Below are 18,803 nucleotides of genomic sequence, written 5' to 3' on the forward strand. Positions count from 1 at the left end.
CGACGCCGACGCGCAGCGGCCGCATGATCGCTGAGACGTCGCGCCACGACTCGATGCGCTGCAGTCGCGCCGACTCCGGCACCCGCACGCGGTCGAGCACGATGTGGGAGTTCTGCATGGGGCGCAGGGCGATCTTGCCGCGCAGCACCTCCTGGCGCACGCCCTCCGCTTCGCGCGGCACGAGGAAGCACTTCACCTCGCCGTCGGAGGTGTCGCGGGCGAAGACGGCGAGCACGTCGGCGCCGATCGCCCCGCCGATCCAGCGCTTGGCTCCGGTGATCACCCACTCCTCGCCCTCGCGGCTCGCGGTGGTGGCCATTCCGCCGGCGATGTCGGAGCCGTGATCGGGCTCGGTCAGGGCGAAGGCGCCGCGGTAGGCGAAGCTGCGGATCCGCGGGTCGAGCGCTGCCGCCTGCTCGGGTGAGCCGCCCATGAGCACCGTGGAGCGGAACAGCCCCGACTGCGCGTTGTACAGCGTCACCACCGAGGCGTCCGTGCGGGCGAGCACGAAGTTGCGGAAGCCGCTGAACATGGTGGAGCCCGCTTCCGCGGAGGAGACCCCGTCGGGCTCCATGAGGCGCAGCGGGGCGAGGGCGTCGAGCACCGCACCCGGCATCGTCGCGGTCTCCCACGCCTCGTCCACGAGCGGCCGGATCCTGCGGTCCAGCACGTCCTGCAGCTGCCGCAGCGCGGCGATCGCTGCGGGGCTGAGGTGGGTGCGTGCGAAGTCGAAGGGGTCGATGCCGAAGACGGCGTCGGGCGCGAACTCGGGCTCGCGGGGCGGCTTCTGGGGAGCGCTCACGGTGTTCCTCCGGTGTTCGGCTCGGCTCGGGGTCAGCGGCCGAGGCCGAGCAGGCGGATCGCGTTGCCCTTCAGGATGCCGGGCAGGGCCTCCGGCTTGAGGCTCGTGCGACTCACGTCATCGAGCCAGCGGTCGGGGCTGATCATGGGGTAGTCGCTGCCGAAGAGCACGCGATCCTTCAGGTAGCTGCCGGCCGCGCGCACCAGGGCCTCGGGGAAGTACTTCGGGCTCCATCCCGAGAGGTCGATCCAGGTGTTGTGCTTGTGCGTGGCGACGGAGAGCGCCTCGTCCTGCCACGGCACCGAGGGGTGGGCCATCACGATCTGCAGATCGCCGAACTCGGCGGCCACCTCGTCGAGCAGCATCGGGTTCGACAGCGCCAGGCGCAGCCCGCGGCCGCCCTTCATGCCTGCGCCGATCCCGGTCTGCCCCGTGTGGAAGAGCGCGATCACCCCCGCTTCCTCGAGCGCGGCGAACAAGGGGAAGAAGCGCTCCTCGCTCGGGTCGAAGCCCTGCACGGTCGGGTGGAACTTGAAACCGCGCACCCCGTGCTCCTCGATGAGCCGGCGGGCCGCGTCGACGGCCTGCTGGCCCTGCCGCGGGTCGACGGAGGCGAAGGGGATCAGCACGTCGTTGTTGCGGGCGGCGCCCTGGGCGATGTCGGCGCTCGACACGGGAGTGTGCTGGAGCTGCGTGCTCGCGTCGACGGTGAAGACCACCGCGGCCATGTCGCGCTCGCGGTAGTAGGCGGCGATCGCGTCGAGCTCGGGCTGCAGGCCGCCGTTCTTGAAGTAGGCGGCCGCTGCGGCTGCGAGGTCGTCCGGCAGCGAGTTGTGGCCGTGCGCGTCCATCTCGACGTGCACGTGGAAGTCGATCGCCGTGATGCGATCGAGGTCGATCGCCGGTTCGTAGCGGGTCATTGCTGCGTCCTTCCGGGGGGCGTCGCCGCTGCGGTGCGGCGGCTCGCTGGGTACGGTACCGGGGACCTCCGACATGCCGCGATTCGGGGTCCCCGGGGGCGGGGGCGGATCAGGCCTGGGGCGGCTGCAGCTCCTCGGGGAGCGGCGGGGACTTCTCACCCACCGACTGCAGATTGGCGGCGATCACGGGGCCGGCCTCCGCGATCAGCGCCTCGGCGTCCCAGCCGCCCTCGTGGAAGAGGCTCTCGACGGGCTCCGGGTGCGACCACAGCTGGAGGCGGTCCCCGCCGACGCCGATGGCCTGGCCGCTGATGCCCGCGGCCTCCTCGGAGGCGAGGTAGGCGATGAGCGGCGCCACGTCGGCCGCGGTGCCGAAGCCGAGCCCCGAGCGGAAGAACTCGGGCATGGGCTCGCCCTTCGCGTCGGCCTCGACGGCGGCGTGGAAGTAGGGCACGGTCGCGGTCATGGCGGTGGCGGCGACGGGGATCACGGCGTTGGCGGTGATGCCGGCCTTCTTGAGTTCGAGGGCCCAGGTGCGGACCATGCCGACGATGCCGGCCTTGGCGGCGGCGTAGTTGGTCTGGCCGAAGTTGCCGCGCTGGCCGGTGGGGGAGCCGATGCAGATGATGCGGCCGCCCTCGCCCTGCTCGCGCATGCGGATCGCGGCCTCGCGCACGCAGGTGAAGGTGCCGCGCAGGTGCACGTTGATGACGGTGTCGAAGTCGTCGTCGCTCATCTTCCAGAGCACGGTGTCGCGCAGCACGCCGGCGTTGGTGACGAGGATGTCGAGGCGGCCGTAGGCGTCGAAGGCGGCGTCGACGAGCTGCTTGGCGGTCTCGCTCGGGCCGACGGGGGCGACGACGGCGGTGGCCTGGCCCCCGGCGTCGGTGATGCTCGCGACGGCCTCGGCGGCGGTCGCCTCGTCCACGTCGTTGATCACGACGGACGCGCCCTGGCGTGCGAGCTCCTGCGCGTAGGCGAGTCCCAGGCCGCGGCCCGACCCCGTGACGATGGCGACTTTCCCTGCAAGTGACATGGCAACTCCTTCGTGGTGGCTGCCCCCAGTAGAGCACCATTTCATTGAGAAAGTCAACTATACACTTTCCCATCGTTTGCTACGCTGGCTGCATGACGGACTCCGAGGCGCAGGACACGGCTGCATCGTGGCAGCTGAACTCCGTCACCGAAGACCCCAGCTTCCTGCTGGCGCGCGCCAACGCCCTCTCGCTCGGAGCGGGCAACGCCGCGCTGCGCCCGCTCGGGCTCAAGGTCCGCTCCTATTCGGTGCTCGCCCTCGTCTGCGATGGCCTGTATCCGACGCAGCGCGAGCTCGCCGACTATCTGCGTCTCGATCCGAGCCAGGTGGTCTCGCTGATCGACGACCTGGAGAGCCGCGACCTCGTCGAGCGCCGCACCGACGAGCGTGACCGCCGCTCGAAGGTGATCGCCCCCACCGGGGAGGGGCAGCGCGTCCGCGCCGAGGCCCGCGAGCGGGTGCGTGCGGCCGAGGAAGCGCCGCTGGCGGTGCTCAGCCCCGAAGAGCGCGACACCTTCTCCGCCCTGCTCGCCCGCGTCGCCTTCCCCCCGCAGCGCTAGTCAGCGTGCGGTGTACGGCTATGCCGGAGCTCGGAGCGGCCGGTTCGCGGGGGCGGGTAGCCTAGGGGCATGAGTGAGACGGTTCCGGATCCCGCGAGCGGCTGGGAGGCCATCGATGCCTCCGCGGTCGCCGCACTGCTCGCCGGCGTGCCCGTGCGCTGGTGGCTCTCGGGAGGGGCCGCGCTCGACCGCTGGCTCGGCGAGCCGATCCGCGAGCGGGCCAACACCGATGTGAGCGTCGTGCGGGCCGATCTGCCCGCCTTCGTCGACGCGCTGCCGGCGGGAATCGAGGCCTGGGCGCAGCTGGACGAGGACGAGGATCCCGTGCCGTTCGACGCGGCCCCCGCGGACGAGGAGGTGCAGCCGGTGCTGCTGCGCGACGCCGCCTCCGGTCGCTGGCTGCTGCGCGTGAACGTGGAGGACGGTGCCCCCCGCGCCTGGGTCTACAAGCGGGATCCGCGGCTCACGCTGCCGTGGGAGCGCGCCGTGCTCGACCTCGACGGCGTGCCCACGGGCGCCCCCGAGGTGCAGCTCGTGTGGAAGGCCCTGCGGCCCCGCCCCGAGGACGACGTGGACATGCACGCCGTCGTGCCGAAGCTCTCCGAGGAGGCCCGCGCCTGGTACGAGAAGTGCATCCTCTCCATCCACCCGCACTCCTCCTGGTCGATCCACGTGCGCAGCCCGCTCACCCCCGCCAAGGCGAGCTGGAACCGGGGTCGCGGCTGAGCGCTGCACCCAGAGCCCGCTGAGTTCGCAGAGCCCGCTGAGTTCGCAGAGCGCGCTGAGTTCGCAGAGCCCGCGCCGCGCTCAGGGCCGCGTCGCCTCCAGCACGAGGGTGCGGAACCAGCGCTGCGCCTGCGTCAGGCTGCCCTCCCGGCGGGTGTAGAGCGACACCGGGGTGCTCTGCGCCGGCCACGGCAGCTCGGCCACCCGCAGCGCCGGATACCAGCCGCAGAACACCTCGGCGACGTGCCGGGGCAGCAGGACGACGAGGTCGGTCGTCTCGAGCACCGCGGGCACGGTGGCGTACTCCTCGACCGTCAGCGCGACCTGCGGCATGAGCCCGTGCTCGGTCAGCGCCTGCAGCGGGTAGACGTGCCCGCCGCGGGCGGAGACCCGCAGGAAGCGCCGCCCCGCGAACATCCCGGGCCCGGTGGGCGGCAGGGGGTGCCGCTCGCCGGTGAGCGCGACGTACTCGACCGCGCGCACGTGCGAGCGCCACACGCGCGGGCTCCCGATCATCGAGACGGTCATCGCGAGGTCGATGGTGCCCCGCGCGAGCCCCTCCTCCACCTGGTCGGAGTCGAGCCGCTCGACGCGCAGCTGCGGCCGAGAGGCCTCGCGCTCCAGCGCGGCGAGGATCGGCGGCAGGAAGGTCTGCTCGCCGATCGAGGTGAGGCCCAGCATCAGCTCGCCGCTGAAGCTCGCGGGATCGAACAGCTCCGAGTCCTCCACGGTCGCGTCGATCTGGGCGAGCGCCTCCTGCAGCGGGCCGAACAGCCGGGTCGCCCGCGCCGTGGGCACCATGTCGTTGCCCTCCCGGCGGAACAGCTCGTCGCCGAAGCGCTCGCGCAGGCGGCGCAGGGTGTAGCTGACGGTCGGCTGGGTGACGTGCAGGCGCTCGGCGGCGGCGGTGACGCTGCGCGCCTCGTAGAGCACCACGAAGGTGCGCAGCTGGTTGAGATCGGTGAGGGCCACGCATAGAGAGTATCGATGCACCGACGATCCCGCATCTATTCGACTTAATGTGCCCCGCGACCTACCATCGGAGGAGATCAACCGCCGAATGACAAGGACGACATCCGTTGATTATCGACATCCACGGCCACTACACCACGGCCCCCGCTCAGCTGGGCGCCTGGCGCGATCTGCAGATCGCCTTCGCCGAGGGGAAGGGCGAGGCGCCGGATCCCGCAGAGCTCTCGATCTCCGACGACGAGATCCGCGAGACGATCGAGGCCAATCAGCTCCGCCTCATGAACGACCGCGGCAGCGACATCACCGTCTTCAGCCCGCGCGCCTCCTTCATGGCGCACCACATCGGCGACTTCGCGGTCAGCGAGACCTGGGCGCGCATCTGCAACGACCTCTGCGCGCGCGTGAGCGAGCTGTTCCCCGACCGCTTCCTCATGGGCGCCATGCTGCCGCAGTCGCCGGGCGTGGACCCCGCGAGCACCGTCGCGGAGCTCACCCGGGCCGTCGAGGAGCTCGGCGCGGTCACCGTGAACCTCAACCCCGATCCCTCCGGCGGCAAGTGGAGCGCCCCGGCCCTCACCGACCGCTCCTGGTACCCGGTCTACGAGAAGCTCGTCGAGTACGAGATCCCGGCGATGGTCCACGTCAGCACCTCGTGCAAGCCCGTCTTCCACACCACCGGCGACCACTACCTCAATGCGGACACGACCGCCTTCATGCAGCTGCTCAAGGGCGACCTCTTCCGCGACTTCCCCGAGCTGAAGCTCGTGATCCCGCACGGCGGCGGCGCGGTGCCCTACCACTGGGGCCGCTTCCGCGGGCTCGCGATGGCCCTCGGCAAGCCCGAGCTCGAAGAGCACCTGCTCGGCAACGTCTTCTTCGACACCTGCGTCTACCACCAGCCGGGCATCGACCTGCTCACCCGGATCGTGCCCACGGACAACATCCTCTTCGCGAGCGAGATGATCGGCGCCGTGCGCGACGTCGACCCCCGCACCGGCCACTACTTCGACGACACGAAGCGCTACGTCGACGCAACGCCGAACCTCAGCGACGCCGAGCGCGCTCAGGTCTTCGAGGGCAACGCCCGCCGCGTCTACCCCCGCCTCGACCGCGCCCTCACCGCCCGCGGGCTCTGATCCCGAACCGACCGCAGAAAGAACCCACCATGCGCCTGAACAACCTCGGCCTCGTCCGCACCCGGATCGAGCGGCCGGATCCCGCGGACGTCGACCGCCTCTCGCAGTTCGGGGTGGCCACCATCCACGAGGCGATGGGCCGCGTCGGCCTCATGCGCCCCTACATCCGCCCCGCCTACCACGGCGCGAAGCTGTGCGGCCCCGCCATCACCGTGCTCCTGCAGCCCGGCGACAACTGGATGCTCCACGTCGCCGCCGAGCAGGTGCAGGCGGGCGACGTGCTCGTCGCCGGCTGCACCACCGAGAGCGAGGACGGCTTCTTCGGCGAGCTGCTCGCCACCTCGCTCACCGCCCGCGGCTGCAAGGGCCTCGTCATCGACGGCGGCGTCCGCGACGTCGCGGATCTCGAGGAGATGGACTTCCCCGTGTTCTCCCGCGCGATCAACGCCAAGGGCACCGTGAAGGCGACGCTCGGCTCCGTGAACGTGCCCGTGGTCGTGGCGAACGCGCTCGTGAGCCCGGGCGACGTGGTCGTGGCCGACGTCGACGGCGTGGTCGTGGTGCCGCGCGAGCACGTCGCGGCGGTCGCCGACGCCAGCCAGAAGCGCGAGGACAACGAGGAGGCTAAGCGCCAGCAGTTCCGCGAGGGCGTGCTCGGCCTCGACATCTACGGCATGCGCGACCCGCTCGCCGCCGCCGGCCTCGAATACGTGGAGGACTGAGCATGGCGCACGGCGACACCTCGGGCGGCTTCGAGAAGACCCCCGGCTGGCTGGACTGGTACGACGGGCCCTCGAAGCCCGCGTTCCGGCTGCCCGCGGGTGCCGTCGACGCGCACTGCCACGTCTTCGGCCCCGGCGCGCAGTTCCCCTACGCGCCCGAGCGCAAGTACACCCCGTGCGACGCCTCGGCGGAGCAGCTCTTCGCGCTGCGCGACCACCTCGGCTTCGACCGCAACGTGATCGTGCAGGCCACCTGCCACGGCGCCGACAACCGCGCCCTCGTCGATGCGCTGCGCCGCAGCGACGGCCGGGCCCGCGGCGTCGCCACCGTGCGCCGCGACGTCACCCCCGAGCAGCTCGCCGAGCTGCACGAGGCGGGCGTGCGCGGCGTGCGCTTCAACTTCGTGAAGCGGCTCGTGGACCGGGTGCCCACGGACTCGCTCGCGGAGATCGTCGAGAAGATCCGGCCGCTCGGCTGGCACGTCGTCATCTACTTCGAGGCCGAGGACCTGCCCGAGCTCTACGACTTCTTCTCGCAGATCCCCACCGACGTGGTGGTCGACCACATGGGTCGGCCGGACGTCACGAAGGACCCCGACGGCCCCGAGTTCGGGCTGTTCCTGCGCTTCATGCGCGAGAACCCGAACGTCTGGACCAAGGTCTCCTGCCCCGAGCGCCTGAGCGTCTCGGGTCCCCGCGCGCTGAACGGCGAGCGACACGCCTACACCGACGTGGTCCCGTTCGCCCGTCGCGTGGTCGAGGAGTTCCCCGACCGCGTGCTGTGGGGCACCGACTGGCCCCATCCCAACCTCAAGGACCACATGCCCGACGATGGGCTGCTGGTCGACTACATCCCGCAGATTGCGACGACGGACGAACTGCAGCGCAAGCTGCTCGTCGACAATCCCGCACGCCTCTACTGGCCCGAAGGAGCATAGTCATGGCACTCGACAAGCCCTACAAGCAGGTACCCGGAACGATCATCTTCGACGCGGAGATGGCGCGGAAGGGCTACCACCTCAATCAATTCTCGATGTCCCTCATGAAGCCCGAGAACCGCGAGCGCTACCTCGCCGACCGCGAGGCATACCTCGACGAGTGGCCGCTCACACCGGCGCAGCGCCAGGCGGTGCTCGACATGGACCTCAACGCCATGATGGCCGAGGGCGGCAACATCTACTTCCTCAGCAAGATCGGCGCGACCCACGGCCTGAGCTTCCAGCAGATGGCCGGCTCGATGACCGGGATGTCCGAGGCAGCCTACCGCGACATGATGATCGCCGGCGGCCGCAGCCCGGAGGGGGTGCGCGCCAAGGACCTCGACGGCTGGGTGCCGCCGAAGCCCGGCGAGAAGTCCGAGGTGATGCGCGAGAACGCCCCCGCATGCTACACCTCGGCCCTCTTCACCTCGCACGTGCCCGCGATCGGCGCCGCGATGGATCTCGGCAAGACCGAGGAGCCCTACTGGAAGAAGGTGTTCGCGGGCTACGAGTGGACGCGCAAGTGGGCGAAGGAGCACACGCCCGACGTCGTGATCCTCGTCTACAACGACCACGCGACCGCCTTCGACTCCTCGATCATCCCGACCTTCGTGCTCGGCACCGGCATCGAGTACCCCGTCGCGGACGAGGGCTACGGCCCCCGTCCCGTGCCCGATGTGCAGGGCTATCCGGAGTTCGCCGCGCACCTCGCGCAGTCGATCATCCAGGACGACTTCGACCTGACGCTCGTGAACGAGATGGTGGTGGACCACGGCCTCACCGTGCCGCTCTCGCTCGTCTTCGGCGACGTGGAGGAGTGGCCCTGCAAGGTGATCCCGCTCGCCGTCAACGTGGTGCAGTACCCGGTGCCCTCGGGGCGCCGCTGCTACGAGCTGGGCAAGGCGCTGCGCCGCGCCCTCGACAAGTGGGACGGCCCGGAGCTGAACGTGCAGATCTGGGGCACCGGCGGCATGAGCCACCAGCTGCAGGGTCCGCGGGCCGGCCTCATCAACCAGGAGTGGGACAACGCCTTCCTCGACCACCTCATCAACGATCCGCTGGGCCTCACCGAGTGGCCGCACATGGAGTACGTCGACGAGGCGGGTTCCGAGGGCATCGAGCTGGTCGACTGGCTGATCGCCCGCGGCGCCATGGACGACCAGTTCGGCGGCGAGGCCCCCACGGTCGATCATCGCTTCTACCACGTCCCCGCGTCGAACACCGCGGTCGGCCACCTGGTCATCTCGAACCCGGTCGCCCCGCACCTCGCGAAGGCCGCGGCGGCCGAGCGCCCCGCAGACACCGAAACCGCAGCCCAGCCCCTTGAGGAGGTCCCCGTTTGAGTGACAAGACCCGCATCGCCGTCGTCGGAGCCGCAGGCGCCTTCGGCATGAAGCACCTGGACGGTCTCGCCAACATCCCCGACGCCGAGGTGACGGTGGTGGCCGGCACCCGGCCCGAGCCGACGCAGGCGGTCGCCGAGAAGTACGGCGTGCCCAACGCGGTCGTCGGCTTCGAGGAGGTGCTGCGGCGCGACGACGTCGATGCGGTCATCCTCGCGACACCCACGCAGCAGCACGCGGCCCAGACCCGGGCCGCTCTCGCCGCGGGCAAGCACGTGCAGGTGGAGATCCCGCTCGCCGACTCGCTCGCCGAGGCCCAGGAGACGCTCGCGGCCGCCGAGGCGTCGAGCCTCGTGTCGATGGTGGGCCACACGCGCCGCTTCAACCCCTCGCACCAGTTCGTCCACAACCGGATCCAGGCGGGCGAGTTCGCGGTGCAGCAGATGGACGTGCAGACATACTTCTTCCGCCGCACGAACACGAACGCGAAGGGCGAGCCGCGCTCGTGGACGGATCACCTGCTGTGGCATCACGCCGCCCACACGGTCGACCTGTTCGCCTACCAGGCGGGCAGGATCGTGCAGGCGAACGCCATCCAGGGGCCGATCCATCCGGAGCTGGGGATCGCGATGGACATGTCCATCCAGCTGAAGAGCGAGACGGGCGCGATCTGCACGCTGTCGTTGTCGTTCAACAACAACGGTCCCTTCGGCACCTTCTTCCGCTACATCGGCGACTCGGAGACCTACATCGCCAACTACGACGATCTGGTGACGGGCCGAGGCGATGAGATCGACGTGTCGCAGGTCGCGGTGAGCATGAACGGCATCGAGCTGCAGGATCGCGAGTTCGTCGCCGCGATCCGCGAGGGCCGCGAGCCGCTGACCTCGGTGCGCCGCGTGTTCGACTGCTACCGCGTGCTCGGAGAGCTCGAGGAGCAGCTGGCGTGATCCTGCCCCGCATCGGCCTCGGCTGCATGTCGCTGAGCCACGCCTACGGCGTGCCGCCCTCGGAGGAGGACGGCCTGGCGATGCTGCGCGCGGCGCTCGACGAGGGCGCCGGGATGCTCGACACCGCCACCCTCTACGGCGGCGGCCGCAACGAGGAGCTGGTGGGCCGGGCGATCGCGGGCCGCCGCGACGAGGTGGTGCTGGCGAGCAAGTGCGGCATGGCGATGGTCGACGGGGTGAAGACGATCGACGGCCGGCCCGAGACGCTGCGCGCGCAGCTGGACGCCTCGCTGCAGCGTCTCGGGGTCGAGCACATCGACCTGTACTATCTGCACCGCTGGGACAAGCGGGTGCCCATCGGCGAGAGCGTCGGCGCGCTCGCCGAGGCGCAGCGGGCGGGCAAGATCGGCGCGATCGGGCTTTCCGAGGTGTCGGTCGCGCGGCTGCGCGAGGCGCAGGCGGTGGCCCCGATCGACGCGGTGCAGAACGAGTACTCGCTGTGGAGCCGCAACCCCGAGCTCGGCATGCTGGAGGCGACGCGCGAGAGCGGTGTGGCGCTCGTGGCGTTCTCGCCGCTGGCCCGCGGCTTCCTGAGCGAGGGGATCGCGGATCCGGCCGAGCTGGCGGAGAAGGACATCCGCCGGGGGATGCCGCGCTTCCAGCCGGAGCACTGGCCGGCGAATGCGGCGCTGCTGCCCGCCTGGCGTGCGCTCGCCGCAGAGGCGGGATGCACGCCGGGGCAGCTGGCGCTCGCCTGGGTGCTCTCGCGCGGCGAGCACGTGGTGGCGATCCCCGGCACCACCTCGCTCGCGCACTTCCGCGAGAATCGCGCGGCCGCCGATCTGCTGATCGACCCGGCGCTGCTGGCGCGGGCCGGGGAGCTGATCGACACGGCCACCGTCTCGGGCCCGCGCTACAACCCGGCCTCCGAGGCGGAGGTCGACGCGGAGTCCTTCGCCGCGGCGGGGGAGGTGTAGGCGTGCGCGCGATCTCGTCGATGGCGACCCGCCAGGTGCTCGCGGATCTGGCGGAGGCGGCTGAGGCCGCCGGCCTGCCCCGGCTCGGCATCGAGTCGGTGGGCGGCGTGGACGCCGCGCGCCGGGTCGCGGATGGCGAGGCATTCGATCTGGTGTTCCTGGCGCGCGGCGCACTGGAGAAGCTGCGCGCCGGAGCGCACGTGGGCGCGGTGACGCCGCTCATGCGATCGCAGACGGCGGTCGCGGTGCCCTCGCGCGACGACGCCCCGGCGGTGTACGAGGCTGGCTCGGTGGCCTTCGCCGATGCGGCGGCGCTGCGCGAGGCGCTGCGCGGTGCGGACCGCATCGGCTATTCGACCGGGCCGAGCGGGGTCGCGCTCGTCGAGATGATCGAGCGCTGGGGCCTCGCCGCGGAGCTGGGCGAGCGCCTGGTGCAGGCGCGTCCGGGGATCCCGGTGGCCCGCTCCCTCGCGGAGGGGGAGGTGGATCTCGGCTTCCAGCAGCTGAGCGAGCTGGTCGGCCAGCCCGGGGTGCGCATTCTCGGCGTGCTGCCGCAGGACTGCGCCATCGACACGGTCTTCTCGGGCGCCGTGGCGGAGACGGCCGAGGATCCCGAGGCCGCTGCCGAGGTCCTGCGCTTCTTCGCATCGGACCGCGCGGCCCCCCTCATCGCCGCCCGCTCCTTCGGCCCAGCGGGCTCCTGAGCCGCCCGCACCTTCGGCCCGCGGCTGCCACTCGCCGCCGGCCCCTTCCCGGGCGGGCTGCCGCTGACAGGACCGCGCGCGCCACAGCGGGCGCGCACGGTAGCTCGTTTCCTCGCACCGGTCAAGAGCCCCTCGCTGGGCCGCGGCACCTCTCGACAGAAGCGCGGAGCGGACGTATATTCAGAATTAGTTCTTAATTTCTCGGAATCGCCGCAACGGAGGGCACCATGGTCACGAATACGCGCCGCGCACAACGTCACGCAAGCGAGCCGGACACGGTCGAGCTCAACCCGATCTTCGCCAGGCCGGGCGAGGCCACCGCGGTGCCGAAGTTCCGCTTCCCCGACGACGAGTCGCTCCAGCAGACCGCATACCAGATCGTCCACGATGAGGCGATGCTCGACGGCAACGCCCGGCTCAACCTCGCCACCTTCGTCGGTACCTGGATGGACGAGTACGCGGGCCGCCTCGCCCTCGAAGCCGCCGACAAGAACATGATCGACAAGGACGAGTACCCGCAGACCGCCGCGATCGAGACGCGCTGCTGGACCATGCTCGCCGACCTCTGGCACGCGCCCGACCCGGAGCACACGATCGGCACCTCGACCATCGGCTCCTCCGAGGCGGCCATGCTCGGCGGGCTCGCGCTGAAGCGCCGCTGGCAGCAGCGCCGCCGCGCCGCCGGGCAGTCCACGGAGCGCCCCAATCTCGTGATGTCGAGCGCCGTGCAGGTGTGCTGGGAGAAGTTCTGCAACTACTTCGAGGTCGAGGCGCGGTACGTGCCCATCTCCGAGGAGCACAAGGTGCTCGACGGGCACGACCTCGAGTCGTACGTCGACGAGAACACCATCGGCGTCGTCGCGATCCTCGGCGTCACCTACACCGGCATGTACGAGCCGGTGGCGCAGATCGCGCAGGCCCTCGACCGGATCCAGGAGTCCACCGGGCTCGACGTGCCGATCCACGTGGACGGCGCCTCCGGGGCCATGATCGCGCCGTTCATCCAGCCCGATCTGGAGTGGGACTTCCGGGTGAAGCGGGTCGCCTCCATCAACACCTCCGGCCACAAGTACGGCCTCGTGTATCCCGGCCTCGGCTGGGTCGTGTGGCGGGACCTCGACGCCCTCCCCGAGGACCTCATCTTCCGGGTCTCGTACCTCGGCGGCGATATGCCGACCTTCGCGCTGAACTTCTCGCGCCCGGGGGCGCAGGTGCTCCTGCAGTACTACGTCTTCCTGCGGCTCGGCCGCGCCGGCTTCGAGGCGGTGCAGGGCACCTCCCGCGACGTGGCCCTCTACCTGTCCGGGGAGATCGCGAAGATGCCGGCCTTCGAGCTGTGGAACGACGGATCCGACATCCCGGTCTTCGCCTGGCGGCTGCGCGCGGGGCACTCCGAGAACTGGAACCTCTACCACCTCTCGGATCGGCTGCGCACCAAGGGCTGGCTCGTGCCCGCCTACCCCATGCCGGACGATCTCGCCGATCTCACGGTGCAGCGGATCGTGGTGCGCAATGGCTTCAGCCACGACCTGGCCTCGGCGTTCCTCGCGGATCTCGCCGAGGAGGTCGACTACCTCGACTCGCTGTCGGGGCCCATGCCGATGCCGAAGCGCGGCAGCGGCTTCCACCACTGAGCACGGACCAACAACACGCAGGGGGGCGGGACAATGGCAATGCAAGGCACACCGTCGGAAGGGGCCCCGGCGCCGCGCACCGGGGGGACCGGTCGCAGGGGAGACGCCGGCGGAACGCGGAACGGCGGCGGAACGAGAAGATTCCTCCGAGCAGACGGCACGCACGCGCCGTCGCCCGAGCACGTGGCACCGCATCCCTACGGGGATCCCGGGAACCGCAATCCACCCGAGCACACCGGCCCGGCCATCGGGGCGCCGGCCGCCAGTGCCAGGGTCGCCATGTCGGTCGCGCAGCTGGCGATGCTCACGGTCGTCGTCGTCGCCTCGCTGCGCTCGCTGCCCGCGATGGCGCTCTACGGCCTCGGGGCGGTGACGCTCTTCATCGTGCCGGCGATCCTCTTCCTGATCCCGACCGCGCTCGTGGCCGCCGAGCTGGCGACCGGGTGGAAGGGCGGCATCTTCACCTGGGTGCGGGAGGCCTTCGGCGCGCGAGCCGGTTTCGTGGCGATCTGGCTGCAGTGGATCCAGAACGTCGTCTGGTATCCCACGCAGATCGCCTTCATCGCGGCCAGCCTGTCGTTCGTGATCGGCGATCAGGGGCTCGCGCAGAACGGCGTCTACACGGCGGTCGTGATCCTCGTCCTGTACTGGGGATCGACGCTCATCACGCTCGCCGGAGGCAACCTGTTCGCGAAGGTCGGCTCGTGGAGCGGCATCTTCGGCACGCTCCTGCCGGCGGCGCTGCTCATCGTGCTGGGCGCGATCTGGCTCGGCACCGGCGAGCGCTCGGAGACGCCGCTCGAAGCCTCCGCCGTGATCCCGCCGTGGACGGGCATCGCCTCGATCGTGCTGATCGTGTCGAATGTGCTCGCCTACGCGGGCATGGAGGTGAACGCCGTGCACGCGAACGATCTGAAGAACCCGGGGCGGGGATTCCCGCGCTCCATCGTGATGGCGACCGTGCTGATCCTCGCGGTCTTCATCCTGCCGACGCTCGCCATCGCCGTCGCGGTGCCGAAGGACAAGCTGGGGCTCACGACCGGGATCAACCTCGCGTTCCAGGAGTTCTTCGAGCACTGGGGCGTGGGGTGGGGCACCCCGGTGATCTCGCTGCTCATCGCCCTCGGCGCCTTCGCCTCGGTGGTGACGTGGATCGCCGGCCCCTCGCGCGGCCTCCTCGCCGCCGCACGCACCGGGCTGCTGCCGCCGGTGCTGCAGCGCCGCAACAAGGCGGGCGTGCAGGTCGGGATCCTGGCGGTGCAGGGCGTGATCGTGACCCTGCTGGCGCTGCTGTTCGTGCTGCTGCCGAACGGCAACACCGCCTTCATCGCGCTCGTCGACATGGCTGCGGCGCTCTACCTCATCATGTACATGATGATGTTCGCGGCGGCGATCCGGCTGCGCAAGACCCAGCCGAAGGTGGTGCGCACATACCGCACGCCCGCGATGGCCTTCGTCGCCGGGCTCGGCTTCGTGGCCTGCGCGGTGGCGTTCGTGCTCGCCTTCGTGCGCCCGTCCGGGTTCACCGGGCTGTCGGAGGGGGCGTACCCGCTCGTCGTGCTGGCGGTGGTGGTCGTGCTGGGAGCTCCGCCGCTGCTGTTCTACGCCCTGCGCCGGCCCCAGTGGGATCGCCGCTCCCCGGAGGAGCAGGCGACCGCCGAGACCGTGCTCGTCAACCCGCCGCAGGAGCCGCCGGTCAGCGGTTCCGGCCGCTCGGCGACGCCCTCACCGGGGTCGACGCCGGCCGCCCCCGACCCCGGGGCGCCCGCGGCTTAGGCGACGTAGCGGGGAGGGCGCGCCGGAGGGTGCCAGGGGCATCAGCCGGCGCGCTTCTCCGCGGAGATGGGGTCCGGGCCCGGGGAGCCCGCGTTCGCGCCGCGGGGCCGCGTGGCACGGAACCAGCCCGCGAAGAGCAGCACGATCAGGATGACGTCGACGGCGTCTCCGCCGTAGTACATGAGCTCCGCGCCGACGCGCCCGTCCGCCGGCTCCACGCCGGCGGGCGGATGCGCCCAGAGCCACTTGGCGAGGATGGAGTGGGCGGCGATGAAGACGATCAGCACGCCCGCCCGCAGGCGGAAGGAGGCGCGGTGCGGATCGGGATCCACCCCCACCAGCGAGGCCGTGAAGAGGTATCCCGCGAGCAGCAGGTGCAGGTGCACGAGCGCGAAGACCGCGGCGGACCGGTGCATCGCCCCGTACAGTTCCGTGGCGTAGAGCAGCCAGAGACCGCCCGCGTTGAGCGCGCCCGCCACGACGGGATGGGTCAGCCACCGCACCACGGGGTGCCGCAGCACCCGGCTGAGCGCGCGCGCCCGTGGTTGCGGCAGCGCGCGCAGCGCCAGCGCGATCGGGGAGCCCAGCACGAGCAGCAGCGGGGCGAGCATTCCGAGCAGCAGGTGACCGGCCATGTGCGCCGTGAAGCTCTCACGCGCCGCCGCTGCGACCGGGCCGAGCACGCCGAGCCCGGCGCAGAACAGCCCGGCGGCCCAGGCGGCCGTGCGCCGCCGCGGCCAGGGGCTGCGATGCCGGGATGCCCACAGCGCTGCGGCGTAGGCGGTCGCGGCGAGGAGCAGCGCGGTGAGCGCGAGGGCGTCGACGACCGCCCAGTCGAGCGCGCCGGAGCCGTGCGCGCCGTGGTGGTCGTGCGCGCCGTGACCTCCGTGACCTTCCATCCTCAGTTCCCGGTGGTCCCGGGCGTCCCGGTGGTTCCTGGCGTCTCGGCGGCCCCGGTGGTCTCGGCGGCCCCGGTGGTCTCGGCGGCCCCGGTGGTCTCGGTGGCCCCCGGCTGGCGGTCGCTCCCGGCGGTCGCCCGGACGTCCCGGCGCCGGGAGCTGCGCCAGAGGATCGCCGCCCCGATCACGAGCAGGATCAGCGCCGAGCCGATCCACACCGTGTCATAGGGCAGCAGATCCACCTCGTAGCGGATCTGGTGGATCCGCAGCAGCTTGTGGTTGACGATCCCGTCGAAGAGCTGGAAGAAGCCGACGCCGACGGTCACCGCGCCGGCCCAGCGCGTCCACGAGATGCTCCCGCGCCGGCGCGCGTCGGCGAGCAGGAAGAGGCCCCACACGGTGATGAACCAGCCGAAGGCGTGGAAGAAGCCGTCGGAGACGAGCGCGACGCTCGTGGTCGACAGATCGTAGAAGTGATGCCAGTGCAGCGCCAGGTGGAAGATGAACAGGTCGATCACGGAGGCCGCGATCCCGCAGCCGAAGAGGAAGCCCGAGAGCACGGTGCGTCGATCCTGGTGGGTCGTCGGGCTGCGCCGGGCGCGCCCCTTGCGGTGTGCGTGCATGCCTCGATTCTGGGCGCGGGGTGGCGCGCGGGCAACGCACTTGACCCTCCCGTACCCGACCGGCTACGCACCTCTCGTGCCCCTCAGAATCGGGCCTGATGCGTCAGGGCACGGGTACGCGATACCGGGATGAAGGGGACAGATTCTGCGCCGGCAGCGGGGCGGGAACTTCCCAGGGGCAGGACGAGCCCGGTGGCGTCAGTGCTCGGCGCGGTCGTCGAGGATGCGGCGGAACCAGGCGAGGGTCGCCTCGGTCATGTCGTGCGGGGTGCCGAGGCGGCGCAGCTCGTCGAGCGCGTCGGAGACCTCGTGCTCGCGGCGCTCCGCGTGCGCGTGGGTGCCGGTCACGAGGCGGTCCACGAGCGCCGCGCCGTCGGGGCCGAGCTCCGCGGCGATCTGCACGGCGAGCCGCTCCCGCTGCCCCGAGGCTTCGGCCGCCGTGAGCGTCTCGATGATGAGCGTCGCGAGCCCCTTCATGAAGACGCTCCGCAGCAGCTTCAGCTGCGCGGCGTCGCCCATCTCCCCGCCGATCGCCTCGACGGGGGCGCCCAGGGGGCCGAGCAGTTCGGCGAGGCGCCCGGACGCCGGGCCGCTGACGATCAGCTCGGTGCGATGGGCGGCGCGCGGCACAGGCGCCATCACGGCGGCGTCGCAGGGCAGCAGCCCGGCGGCCTGGACGGCGGTGCCGACCGCCTGCTTCACCTCCGGGCCGGCAGTGTTGAGGTCGGCGAAGACGAGCGGGGAGCCCGCGGTCGATTCTGCGCCTCGCACGGCGGCGGCCGCCTGCTCCGCGACGGTGAGCGCGGCACGGGCGCCCACGAGGCTCAGCGCCACCGCACTGCCGTCGAGCGCCTCCGCGAGCGCGTCGTACTGCGTGATCGCCTCGCTCTCGACCGTGATGAAGGGATCGAAGCCGCGAACCTCGGCGCCGGCGCCGGCCAGCCCCTCGCCGTAGAGGCGTCCCGCCTCGCCGAGTCCGATCACGGTGATGACGGTCATGCTGGGGCGCTCCTTCGTCGGTCGCTGCGGGATGTCGTGCCCCCGCGCCTCCCTGACGGCGCGGCCGCACGTGCCCGCCATTCTATTCGGGGAGAGGCCCCGGCCCGAGCGGGGCCGGGGCGGCGACGCGGCGCGGGGGAAAGTCCCAGCGGGTTCGACGCCTCCGCGGTTAGGCTGTGCCCATGAGCAATGGGGGACTCGGGACGTTCGACGCGGGCGCGAGCGGCGGGAGCGGGCCGGGCGGCCGGAGCGAGCGGGCCGAGCGGGGTGCGCTGCGCGACCGGAACGCGCTGCGCGAGCGGGGCGCGCAAGACGACGGGGCCGGGGAGGGCGACGACGTCCAGGACGAGATCACGATCTCGGCCCGGGCGCTGCGCTCGCTGGGAGACCAGATGCAGCGTTTCCTGCTCGAGTACCGCTTCGCGATGGAGGAGGTCGAGACGAAGCTCTCCATCCTGCGCGAGGAGTACCTCCACATGCACGAGTACAACCCCATCGAGCACGTGTCGAGCCGCGTGAAGTCCGTCGACAGCCTGGTCGCCAAGCTGGAGCGGCTCGGGATCGGGAGCGACTTCGAGGAGATCCGGCGCGAGGTGCACGACATCGCCGGCGTGCGGGTGACGTGCGCCTTCATCCGCGATGTGTACCTGCTGTTCGACCTGCTCACGCAGCAGGACGACATCACGGTGCTCGAGGTAGAGGACTACATCGAGAAGCCGAAGCCGAACGGGTACAAGAGCCTGCACACCATCATCTCGGTGCCGGTGTACCTGTCGAGCGGGCGCGTGGACGTGCCCGTGGAGGTGCAGTTCCGCACGATCGCAATGGACTTCTGGGCGAGCCTGGAGCACAAGATCTACTACAAGTACGAGCGCCAGGTGCCGAGCACGCTGACGCGCGAGCTGAAGTTCGCGGCGGACATCGCCGCCGAGCTCGACACCCGCATGGAGCGGCTCCACGTGCAGCTGCACGGTGAGCCGCCCCCGCACACCGCGCCGCTCGAGCTGCGGGCCGTGGAGCAGCGGATCCACCCGGCGTAGGGCG

18 protein-coding genes and 1 pseudogene are annotated in these 18,803 nt (G+C 71.3%); 12 read left to right on the forward strand and 7 right to left on the reverse strand.

The features are described 5' to 3' along the window. From B4915_RS05400 to B4915_RS05410, 3 genes are all read right to left on the reverse strand, one after another. The coding region (locus tag B4915_RS05400; RefSeq protein ID WP_181158464.1) for an acyl-CoA dehydrogenase family protein at positions 1–802 on the reverse strand (802 nt) is incomplete at its 3' end. Between the two features lie 32 nt (positions 803–834). After that, entirely contained in the window at positions 835–1,722 is an 888-nt protein-coding gene (locus B4915_RS05405; RefSeq protein WP_105804830.1) for an amidohydrolase family protein, read from the reverse strand. A 109-nt stretch (positions 1,723–1,831) separates the two neighbouring features. After that, positions 1,832–2,758, reverse strand: a complete 927-nt coding sequence (locus B4915_RS05410; RefSeq protein WP_105804831.1) for an SDR family NAD(P)-dependent oxidoreductase — start codon at positions 2,756–2,758, stop codon at positions 1,832–1,834. 92 nt (positions 2,759–2,850) lie between these two features. On the opposite strand from B4915_RS05410, the gene B4915_RS05415 reads away from it, so the two are divergent. Together B4915_RS05415 and B4915_RS05420 are read left to right on the forward strand one after the other, a co-directional pair. Continuing rightward, positions 2,851–3,318, forward strand: coding sequence for a MarR family winged helix-turn-helix transcriptional regulator (locus B4915_RS05415; RefSeq protein WP_105804832.1), 468 nt, complete (start codon positions 2,851–2,853; stop codon positions 3,316–3,318). A gap of 69 nt (positions 3,319–3,387) precedes the next feature. Next, positions 3,388–4,044: a hypothetical protein gene (locus B4915_RS05420; protein ID WP_105804833.1), complete on the forward strand. Its 657-nt coding sequence runs from the start codon at positions 3,388–3,390 to the stop codon at positions 4,042–4,044. A gap of 81 nt (positions 4,045–4,125) precedes the next feature. Here the strand turns inward: B4915_RS05420 and B4915_RS05425 are convergent, their stop codons facing one another. Further along, entirely contained in the window at positions 4,126–5,016 is an 891-nt protein-coding gene (locus B4915_RS05425) for a LysR family transcriptional regulator (protein ID WP_105804834.1), read from the reverse strand. A 107-nt stretch (positions 5,017–5,123) separates the two neighbouring features. Between B4915_RS05425 and B4915_RS05430 the strand changes: the two genes are divergently transcribed. The 9 genes from B4915_RS05430 (at position 5,124) to gadC (ending at position 15,238) form a co-directional block, all read left to right on the forward strand. Next, on the forward strand, positions 5,124–6,152 hold the full coding sequence (locus B4915_RS05430; RefSeq protein WP_105804835.1) for an amidohydrolase family protein: 1,029 nt from the start codon (positions 5,124–5,126) through the stop codon (positions 6,150–6,152). A gap of 29 nt (positions 6,153–6,181) precedes the next feature. Continuing rightward, positions 6,182–6,874 (forward strand): 4-carboxy-4-hydroxy-2-oxoadipate aldolase/oxaloacetate decarboxylase, encoded by a 693-nt coding sequence (gene ligK / locus B4915_RS05435; RefSeq protein ID WP_105804836.1) that lies wholly within the window; start codon positions 6,182–6,184, stop codon positions 6,872–6,874. Between the two features lie 2 nt (positions 6,875–6,876). Continuing rightward, entirely contained in the window at positions 6,877–7,812 is a 936-nt protein-coding gene (locus B4915_RS05440; RefSeq protein WP_105804837.1) for an amidohydrolase family protein, read from the forward strand. A gap of 2 nt (positions 7,813–7,814) precedes the next feature. Beyond that, positions 7,815–9,197 carry a protocatechuate 4,5-dioxygenase subunit alpha/beta gene (locus B4915_RS05445; protein ID WP_105804838.1) on the forward strand — a complete coding sequence of 461 codons (1,383 nt, stop codon included), beginning with the start codon at positions 7,815–7,817 and terminating at the stop codon, positions 9,195–9,197. Next, positions 9,194–10,147 (forward strand): Gfo/Idh/MocA family oxidoreductase, encoded by a 954-nt coding sequence (locus B4915_RS05450; protein WP_105804839.1) that lies wholly within the window; start codon positions 9,194–9,196, stop codon positions 10,145–10,147. The genes B4915_RS05445 and B4915_RS05450 overlap by 4 nt, the downstream gene beginning before the upstream one ends. Beyond that, positions 10,144–11,124, forward strand: coding sequence for an aldo/keto reductase (locus B4915_RS05455; RefSeq protein ID WP_105804840.1), 981 nt, complete (start codon positions 10,144–10,146; stop codon positions 11,122–11,124). Before B4915_RS05450 ends, B4915_RS05455 begins: the two co-directional genes overlap by 4 nt. A gap of 2 nt (positions 11,125–11,126) precedes the next feature. Next, positions 11,127–11,828, forward strand: coding sequence for a substrate-binding domain-containing protein (locus B4915_RS05460; RefSeq protein WP_105804841.1), 702 nt, complete (start codon positions 11,127–11,129; stop codon positions 11,826–11,828). Positions 11,829–12,055: 227 nt separating this feature from the next. Next, positions 12,056–13,462 carry a glutamate decarboxylase gene (gad, locus tag B4915_RS05465; protein ID WP_105804842.1) on the forward strand — a complete coding sequence of 469 codons (1,407 nt, stop codon included), beginning with the start codon at positions 12,056–12,058 and terminating at the stop codon, positions 13,460–13,462. A gap of 183 nt (positions 13,463–13,645) precedes the next feature. After that, positions 13,646–15,238, forward strand: coding sequence for a glutamate/gamma-aminobutyrate antiporter GadC (gene gadC / locus B4915_RS05470; RefSeq protein ID WP_245907354.1), 1,593 nt, complete (start codon positions 13,646–13,648; stop codon positions 15,236–15,238). 41 nt (positions 15,239–15,279) lie between these two features. On the opposite strand, the gene B4915_RS05475 is transcribed toward gadC, so the two are convergent. The 3 genes and pseudogenes from B4915_RS05475 to B4915_RS05485 form a co-directional block, all read right to left on the reverse strand. Beyond that, positions 15,280–16,137, reverse strand: a complete 858-nt coding sequence (locus B4915_RS05475) for a cytochrome c oxidase assembly protein (protein ID WP_105804844.1) — start codon at positions 16,135–16,137, stop codon at positions 15,280–15,282. Between the two features lie 158 nt (positions 16,138–16,295). Then, positions 16,296–16,760: pseudogene (locus tag B4915_RS05480) on the reverse strand (DUF2243 domain-containing protein); the annotation flags it as partial. Between the two features lie 198 nt (positions 16,761–16,958). Continuing rightward, entirely contained in the window at positions 16,959–17,759 is an 801-nt protein-coding gene (locus B4915_RS05485) for a DUF1932 domain-containing protein (protein ID WP_181158465.1), read from the reverse strand. A gap of 392 nt (positions 17,760–18,151) precedes the next feature. Here B4915_RS05485 and B4915_RS05490 point away from each other — a divergent pair, with 392 nt between their 5' ends. Continuing rightward, the gene (locus tag B4915_RS05490) at positions 18,152–18,799 is read left to right on the forward strand and encodes a GTP pyrophosphokinase (protein WP_105804919.1); all 648 of its coding nucleotides are present in this window, start codon (positions 18,152–18,154) and stop codon (positions 18,797–18,799) included. Positions 18,800–18,803: the final 4 nt, after the last annotated feature.

It is taken from the genome of Leucobacter massiliensis, from assembly GCF_002982315.1.
Lineage (GTDB): Bacteria > Actinomycetota > Actinomycetes > Actinomycetales > Microbacteriaceae > Leucobacter > Leucobacter massiliensis.